This is a genomic window from Halomonas sp. BC2 (assembly GCF_002078115.1).
Lineage (GTDB): Bacteria > Pseudomonadota > Gammaproteobacteria > Pseudomonadales > Halomonadaceae > Vreelandella > Vreelandella stevensii.
Window position 1 is genome coordinate 129452 of sequence record NZ_LFGT01000012.1, and the last position, 7230, is coordinate 136681.

At 62.0% G+C, this 7230-nt stretch carries 6 protein-coding genes; 3 read left to right on the forward strand and 3 right to left on the reverse strand.

Translation table 11 applies throughout. The features are described 5' to 3' along the window. Positions 1 to 275 precede the first annotated feature (275 nt). Positions 276 to 1535 (reverse strand): M20/M25/M40 family metallo-hydrolase, encoded by a 1260-nt coding sequence (locus tag B7L71_RS09500; RefSeq protein WP_016914458.1) that lies wholly within the window; start codon positions 1533 to 1535, stop codon positions 276 to 278. A 223-nt stretch (positions 1536 to 1758) separates the two neighbouring features. On the opposite strand from B7L71_RS09500, the gene B7L71_RS09505 reads away from it, so the two are divergent. Next, the gene (locus B7L71_RS09505; RefSeq protein ID WP_016914457.1) at positions 1759 to 2976 is read left to right on the forward strand and encodes a YbfB/YjiJ family MFS transporter; all 1218 of its coding nucleotides are present in this window, start codon (positions 1759 to 1761) and stop codon (positions 2974 to 2976) included. 88 nt (positions 2977 to 3064) lie between these two features. Then, positions 3065 to 4528: a sodium-dependent transporter gene (locus tag B7L71_RS09510; protein WP_081137527.1), complete on the forward strand. Its 1464-nt coding sequence runs from the start codon at positions 3065 to 3067 to the stop codon at positions 4526 to 4528. 146 nt (positions 4529 to 4674) lie between these two features. On the opposite strand, the gene B7L71_RS09515 is transcribed toward B7L71_RS09510, so the two are convergent. After that, positions 4675 to 5973, reverse strand: coding sequence for a Y-family DNA polymerase (locus tag B7L71_RS09515; protein ID WP_081137529.1), 1299 nt, complete (start codon positions 5971 to 5973; stop codon positions 4675 to 4677). Beyond that, the gene (locus B7L71_RS09520) at positions 5970 to 6413 is read right to left on the reverse strand and encodes a LexA family protein (protein ID WP_016914453.1); all 444 of its coding nucleotides are present in this window, start codon (positions 6411 to 6413) and stop codon (positions 5970 to 5972) included. Before B7L71_RS09520 ends, B7L71_RS09515 begins: the two co-directional genes overlap by 4 nt. A 342-nt stretch (positions 6414 to 6755) precedes the next feature. On the opposite strand from B7L71_RS09520, the gene B7L71_RS09525 reads away from it, so the two are divergent. Further along, a partial coding sequence (locus tag B7L71_RS09525) for an alpha/beta fold hydrolase (RefSeq protein ID WP_139790103.1) occupies positions 6756 to 7230 on the forward strand: 475 nt, incomplete at its 3' end.

The following is a 7230-nucleotide window of genomic DNA, read 5'->3' on the forward strand; positions in this document are numbered from 1 at the left end:
CTCAGGTTAATGCAGTTGTCATATAGAAGCTGCAGAGTAGGCAGTGGCATAAGGAAACGTGCCTTCAGGGAGTACTATCAAGCAAGGAGCGCTTGAGCACCAGGGATGCATGAACAGGACGTTCATGAAGAAGGATCAGGGAGGAGTCAGTACTGCCCCGGCCAGTCATGGCCGGGGTTTTTTTTGCCTATTCGCCCATCGTGGCTGTAGTGGTCAACTAATACCGGACAGTAATTTAAGGTTTTCCTCAGCCACCATGGTGGGAAGTACCGGGGTCAGTCGGTGCTGTCAGTACCGCTTTCCGGTTTGCTGCTGCCCTGGTGGGCAAGTGGGCTGGCTTCGTCCAGGCGCGGGTGGTTGTTCTTGAAAGCCTGATGCAGGTCGGGCATGGCATCCATGGCCTGGATGGTGTGTGCCAGGGCATGCACGGCTGCCAATACGTCCTGGGTATTGCCGGTTTCCGAAATGGTGTGCATGTTGCGGATGGGGAAGCCCATGGAGGTGGCCGCGCTGTCGATGGAGGCCAGTACGCCTGCCATGCCGTCGGTGCCGGTATCTACCCCGACGATATCCCGCTGCATGGGAATGTCGTGCTCCCTGGCGGCGGTGGCAATGATGCGATTCAACTGCTCACTGGCAATCGAGCCCACCGACAGCGTGAACCCCTTGCCCATTTCCAGCGGCTGCATGCGCTTGTCGCCAATGCCGGGCGCGCCCACGTAATCGTGGTTGACGTCCACGCCGATGATTGCATCGGGCTTCAGCTCGCCCGCCATCACGCGGCTGCCGAAGCGGCCGATCTCTTCGTAGCTGGCAATCGCAAACATGACGCGAACCTTGTCGGTGCCACCGGCTTCGGCAACGAGCCGAGCGGCTTCGGCGGCGACAAAGCAGCCCAGTCCGTTATCCAGGTAGGCGCCGTAGAAGGTATTCGGGCTGAACCCCGGGCGGATGGGACGATTGAAGATGATCGAGTCGCCGGGGCGCACGCCCAGGTTGAGGACTTGCTGCTTCTTGTTCTCTCCGTGAATTTGCAGGTCCAGGTAAATTTGCTCTTTCTTGATGCCCTTGCTGCCATCACGCTGGGCCGGGTCGGAGAAGTGAATCGCGCCCAGGGCTTCCACCGTGCCGCCGTCGATGCGGCGGTAGCTGCCTGGGGCCTCTGGGTCTTCACTGAACAGGGTGACTTCATGGCCGATCAGCACGCCCGGCAGGAAAGAGTCGGTATTGATCCAGATCTTGCCGTCTTCCCCAATCGAGCGAACCTGCATGCGGATCTTGTCGGCATGGCCGATGATCATCAGCTTGAACATGTCGTCCTGGCCCGGATGCGTGTCCAGTACCACACCGGCGTTGCCCTTGAACTGATGCAGGTGCCAGCCCGCCGGGGCAAAGCTTTCGAAATAGGGCTTGAGAACGCCATAGGTCATGGCGCCCTCCAGGCCTACGGGGCTGGGCGCCGCCAGAATGTCACGCATCAGGGTGAACTGTGCGTCCGGCATGGGCTGGGTCCAGGGTGTTGCGGTATCGGTCATGGTGAAACCTCACTTACAGCGGTGGTCAGTGATGACTAGTCTGACAGATTGTGGCGTGTTCTGTCGCCAGTGGGTGGGGCAACGGCGGCGGTTGCATGCGCGCGGGATAAGCGCACCCCCGACCTAGGTGGTCATGACGCGCTGTCTGAAACACCTTACTATGATCATTAACGTATGCACGCTGATGAAACTACCATGGTATCGATGTCCTGGGAGTGTTGCCATGACGGCAGAAACGCTGGTCAGTCCTCGTTTTAAAGTTCTGTTGGCAGGGGTGTTTAGCCAGATATTGTGCATTGGTATTGCGCGATTCGCCTATACCCCGCTATTGCCCGTAATGCAGCAGCAGAGTTGGCTCAATGATGCCGATGGTGGTTGGCTGGCGGCACTCAACTATGCCGGCTACATGCTGGGCGCTGTGCTGGCCGCATCTATCCGCACCTTGCACCTGAAGGATACTCTGTTCCGGACTGGGCTCGTATTGGCGGTGCTGAGTACGCTAGGGATGGCGCTGACCGAGCACTTCTGGGTATGGGCAGGCCTGCGGTTTATCGCGGGGTTATCCAGCAGTGGTTCCATGCTGCTGGCGTCCGGACTGATTCTCCATTGGCTGATTCAGCATCATCAGCGTGGCGAGCTTGGGATCCATTTTGCTGGGGTGGGGGTTGGCATCGTGGTGGCGGCGCTGGCCGTTGAATTCATGCAAGCGCTTGCGCTGGGCTGGCAAGCCCAATGGTGGGGCTTTAGCCTGCTAGGGCTGGTGCTGCTGGTGCCCGCATGGTGCTGGCTGCCTCGCCCCGTAAAGCCGCTTCCAGGCACGTCTGAGCATGCTGCACCGGTCCGGCCGCCCAGCCGTACCTTCATGCGCTTGATGCTGCCTGCCTATTTTTGTGCCGGGTACGGTTACGTCATCAGCGCCACCTTTCTGGTCGCCATCGTCGAGCGTGAACCGCTGCTGGCGGGAGCGGGTAACTGGGCGTTCGCGCTAGTCGGATTGGCAGCGGCTCCCACTGTAATGCTGTGGGATCTGATAGCAAGGCGGATTGGCTACCTGGGCGCCTTGATCGTTGCGATGCTGGTTCAGGTCGTTGGCATTGTGCTGCCTGCCGTCAGCCCGACCTTGCCGGGCGTGCTGGTAAGCGCCGTGCTGTATGGCGGTACCTTTCTGGGCTGTGTGAGTCTGGTATTGACCATGGCAGGGCGGCTTTACCCAGCGAGCCCCGCTCGCTTGATGGGCCAAATGACGCTGGCGTATGGGGCTGCACAAATCGTTGCGCCGGCGCTGACGGGCATGCTGGCGGAAGCCTCTGGGCACTACTACCTGGGGCTTTGGTTGGCCGGTGGCTTCGTGACGACAGGGGCGTTGCTGTTGATATGGTTACGTCGCATCGACTACACGGCGCAGCGGCTGGACGCTGAGGCCAAGGCGCTGGCCGCATAGAAAAAGCGCTGGCGCGACCCAGAGATGCGTGGGCTTCGAGGGCAAAATCCTCTAGGATAGGCGCTTTTTTCTGACAGGGTAGAAGGGCATGGCGTCTTCTGGACAACCGCGTATTCAGTGGCTGGGCCGCTGGGGCTTTGTGTTGGCAGCTACCGGCTCGGCGGTAGGCTTGGGCAATATCTGGAAATTCCCCTATATCACCGGGGAGTACGGTGGCGGCGCTTTCGTGCTGGTCTATCTGGCCTGCATCCTGGCCGTCGGGGTGCCCGTGATGATGACCGAGATCGCTTTTGGTCGTCGTGGTCGCGGTAGCCCCATCGATGCCATCCGCCGGGTGGTCAGCGAATCGGGGCGCTCCTCCGGCTGGTCGTTGATCGGCTGGATGGCCATGCTTTGCGGGTTCATGGTTCTGTCGTTCTATGTGGTGGTGGCCGGGTGGTCCTTCTCCTACTTGTGGAAGATGCTCTCCGGTGGTCTGGCGGGCAGCAGCGTCGATGACATGGCGGCGATCTTTGCGGCCAACAACGCCAACCCGTGGGTGCTGGGCGGCTGGAGCACGCTGGTGACGCTGTTGACCATGCTGATCGTGGGCAAGGGCGTACAGGAGGGGATCGAGAAGAGCGTCAGCTGGATGATGCCGGGCCTGGTGCTGATGCTGGTGCTGCTGATCGTGTTTGGCGTGTTTTCCGGTGGCTTTGGCGACGCCGTCCGCTTCCTGTTCTCGTTCAACTCGGGCAGCCTGTCCAGTGCCGGTATGCTGGCGGCGCTGGGGCACGCCTTCTTTACGCTGTCGCTGGCCTCGGGGGCCATTCTCACCTACGGCAGCTATCTCCCCAAAGGGGCCTCCATCGGACGCACCACGGTCAGCGTGGCGCTGGCCGATACCGTGGTGGCGCTGATGGCCGGGCTGGCGATCTTCCCAGTGATCTTTGCCAACGGCATGAATCCTGGCGAAGGGCCAGGACTGATTTTCATGAGCCTGCCGCTGGCTTTCCAGGCCATGCCCTTGGGCACCCTGTTCGGTATTCTGTTCTTTTTGATGCTCTCCATGGCGGCACTGACCTCGTCCATCTCGATGGTCGAAGCCACCGTCTCCTGGCTGTGCGACAACAAGGGCATCACGCGCCCGGTGGCCGCCTGGTCCACCGGGATCGTGCTGTGGCTGATCAGCACGCTGGCGATGCTGTCGTTCAATCTGGGCGCTGACTGGACGCTGGCGGGCAGGCACTTCTTTGACTGGTTGGACTACCTGACGTCCCGTTGGATGATGCCGCTGGGCGGGTTGGGCATGGTGCTGCTGGCCGGGTTCGTGCTCAAGAGCGAGACGTTCCGCGACGAGCTGGGGCTGGCTCCGCTGCCCTATACGCTGTGGCTGACCATGGTGCGCTATGTCAGCCCGCTGGGCATCCTGGTCATCTTCGTCGATGCCCTGGGCCTCTATCAGGTCTCGTTTGTCCAGCACTGGCCGTGGCTGCTGGCGATCCTGGTGGCCATGATGGCAGCGGGTGAAACCTTGAGCCCACGCTTGCGCAAGGCCCTGAAAGCTGCCTAGGAGGGCCAATCCTGCCCGGTGTTCAGGCGGCGCTGAAGGTCGTTGAGCTGGCGATGGGCCACGTCCGGGCTGGGCGCATACTCGTCATCAGATCGTTGATAGGACATAAGGCAAACTTTTGGCGTGCGGAATCACTAGCCTAGCGGCTATCGGTGAGAAGTAAACGCCGCGATGGCTCCCGGGTGGGTGCCGGCTTCCAGCAACTCGTTCCAGCGCGTGGTGTAGCGGCGTGAACGGTGCCCGCAGCGCAGCTGCCAGGCGGCGTCCGGGTCGCGCATGCCAAAGTGGATGGTGCCTTGCCCCATCCGCTGGTTGATGGCATCCACCGCCCGCATCACGTGGGGGTGCGCCTTGGCAGGCGGTGCCAGCAGCGAGAGCTGGTACTGCTGGGCGTCTACCAGGTCCACCAGCATGACGCCTGCTTTCATGAACACGTAGCCGGGGCGGTACATCTGCTCCATCCCTTCCTTGACGGCCTGCAGAATGAGCCGCGTGTCGTCGGTGGGAGCATCGAGGGGAATCATGGCGCGGGGGGCCAGCTGGGGCAGGTCCTTGCGATGGCGGCTGGTGGTCAGAAACATCAGCACCGCACGGGCCAGACTACCCTGCTGGCGCAGTTTCTCGGCGCTGCGCTGGGCGTGCTGGCGCAATGCATCGTGCAGCTCCTCCTTGCGCCCCGTGGCACGCCCGAAAGAGCGCGAAGTCATGATGCGTTGGCGGGGCTGTTCGACGGCGTTCATCTCCAGGCAAGGCGTGCCGCGCAGCTCGAGGGCGGTGCGCGCCAACACTACCGAAAAGCGCTTGCGCAACTGCCTGGGGTCGCTCTCACGCAGCTGCCAGGCGGTACGAATACCGCTCACGGCGAGCTGCTCGGCAAGCCGTCGGCCGACTCCCCATACCTCGCTCACCGGAAGCTGTTTGAGCAGTGCCTGGGTGGTGGCGGTGTGGGCAGCCAGCAGGCATACCCCTTGATAGTGGGACTGCTGCTTGGCCACGTGATTGGCCAGCTTGGCCAGCGTATGCGTGGCCGCCAGCCCAACGCAGACGGGCAACCCCAGGTAACGGCGAACACGGCGGCGTAGCGCCACGCCCATGGCCTGGCACTGGGCGTCATCGAAGCCATCCAGGTAAATGAACATCTCATCGATGGAGTAGGGGGCGACCTCTGGGCAGGCTTCACGCAGCAGCTGTGCCAACCGCGCCGACATGTCGCCGTACAGCTCGTAGTTGGAAGAGCACAAATGGATCTGGCCCCGACGCCGCAGCCCTTCCAGCTGGAACGCTGGCGTCCCCATGGCAATGCCCATGGCTTTCAGCTCGGCAGAGCGCGCAATCACGCAGCCGTCGTTGTTGGACATGACGCCCACGGCCTTGCCTTCCAGCGTGGGCTGGAATACCCGCTCGCAGGAAACGTAAAAGTTGTTGGCATCCACCAGGCCGATCATGGCAGATACTCATGAATGACGGCGCGCACTACCCCCCATAGCTGGCACTCGGCCTCTTCCAGCGGCAGCGGAGGGTAGTGCGGGTGAGACGAGCACAAATGCGGCGTACCGCGATACAGCGCGTAGCGCTTTATCAACAGCTCCTGGTCGAACAGGGCGACCACGATGTGGCCCAGCCGAGGCGGCACGCTGCGGTCTACCACCAGCAGGTCGCCGTCGAAGATGCCCCATCCCTCCATGCTGTCGCCGCGGGCGGTCAGGTAGAACGTCTGTGTCGGGTGCTTGATCAGCCGGGTGTTGAGGTCCAGCGTGCGTGGCTCGTAATCCTGCGCGGGGGAAGGAAATCCGCTAAAACCCGCGCGACCACTCAGCGAGGCAAACGGAAGAGGCAAGGGCGTTGACGGCAAGGCGGTCGCAACGGCAGTGGGTTGAGACGGCATCGTCGGGCTCCTCACGAATGAATAGTGTGTTTATATACAGTATTTATAGCCAGTATTCATTCATGCGGAAAAAAATGCAAGGTGCCGGGATGAAGGTATGAGTACGGGGGCTAACGGGCCAGCCAGAGGCCAACCACCAGCGCACTGATGACCGTGATCCAGAACACGAGATTGCGAGCGCGGGTGTCGCGACGAGGTTTCATCGGGTTGTCTCCAGCAGATAGGAAAGGGTGGCCCACCATGGGCCGCTCGAAAGCAGCGCATAGGCTGCGCCAGGCATGGTAACGTTTGGTGCTCGAAGCGTCATCCGGCGCATGGTTTTTCGTGAAGAAGAGAGGGCTGATGAAAGGATCCGAGTTTAGCGGCAGTACGCCGCTGTCGTTGGCCAATGGGCGCCTGGCGGCCCTGAGCTGGGGGCGCCACAATGCCCCGGTATGGGTCGCCCTGCACGGCTGGCTGGATAACGCGGCGAGCTTCTCGCGGTTGGCCCCTTTGTTGGTCAAGCGACTGAATATTCGTATCGTTGCCCTCGATTTTCGTGGGCACGGCCATTCGGCCCATACGCCCTTCGGCAGCGACTATGCGCTGTGGGACTACCTTCACGATGTGCTGGATGCCATGGAGGCGCTGGAGATCGAGCAGGCCACGTTGCTGGCGCACTCGATGGGGGCGGCGGTCTCCTGCCTGCTGGCAGCGGCGCTGCCCGAGCGTGTCGCACGGCTGGTGCTGCTGGATGGCCTGGGGGCACTGAATACGCCCGCAGAGGAGACGGCCAGCCAGCTGCGCAAGGGCATCACCGCCCACCGTCGCGTCGCTT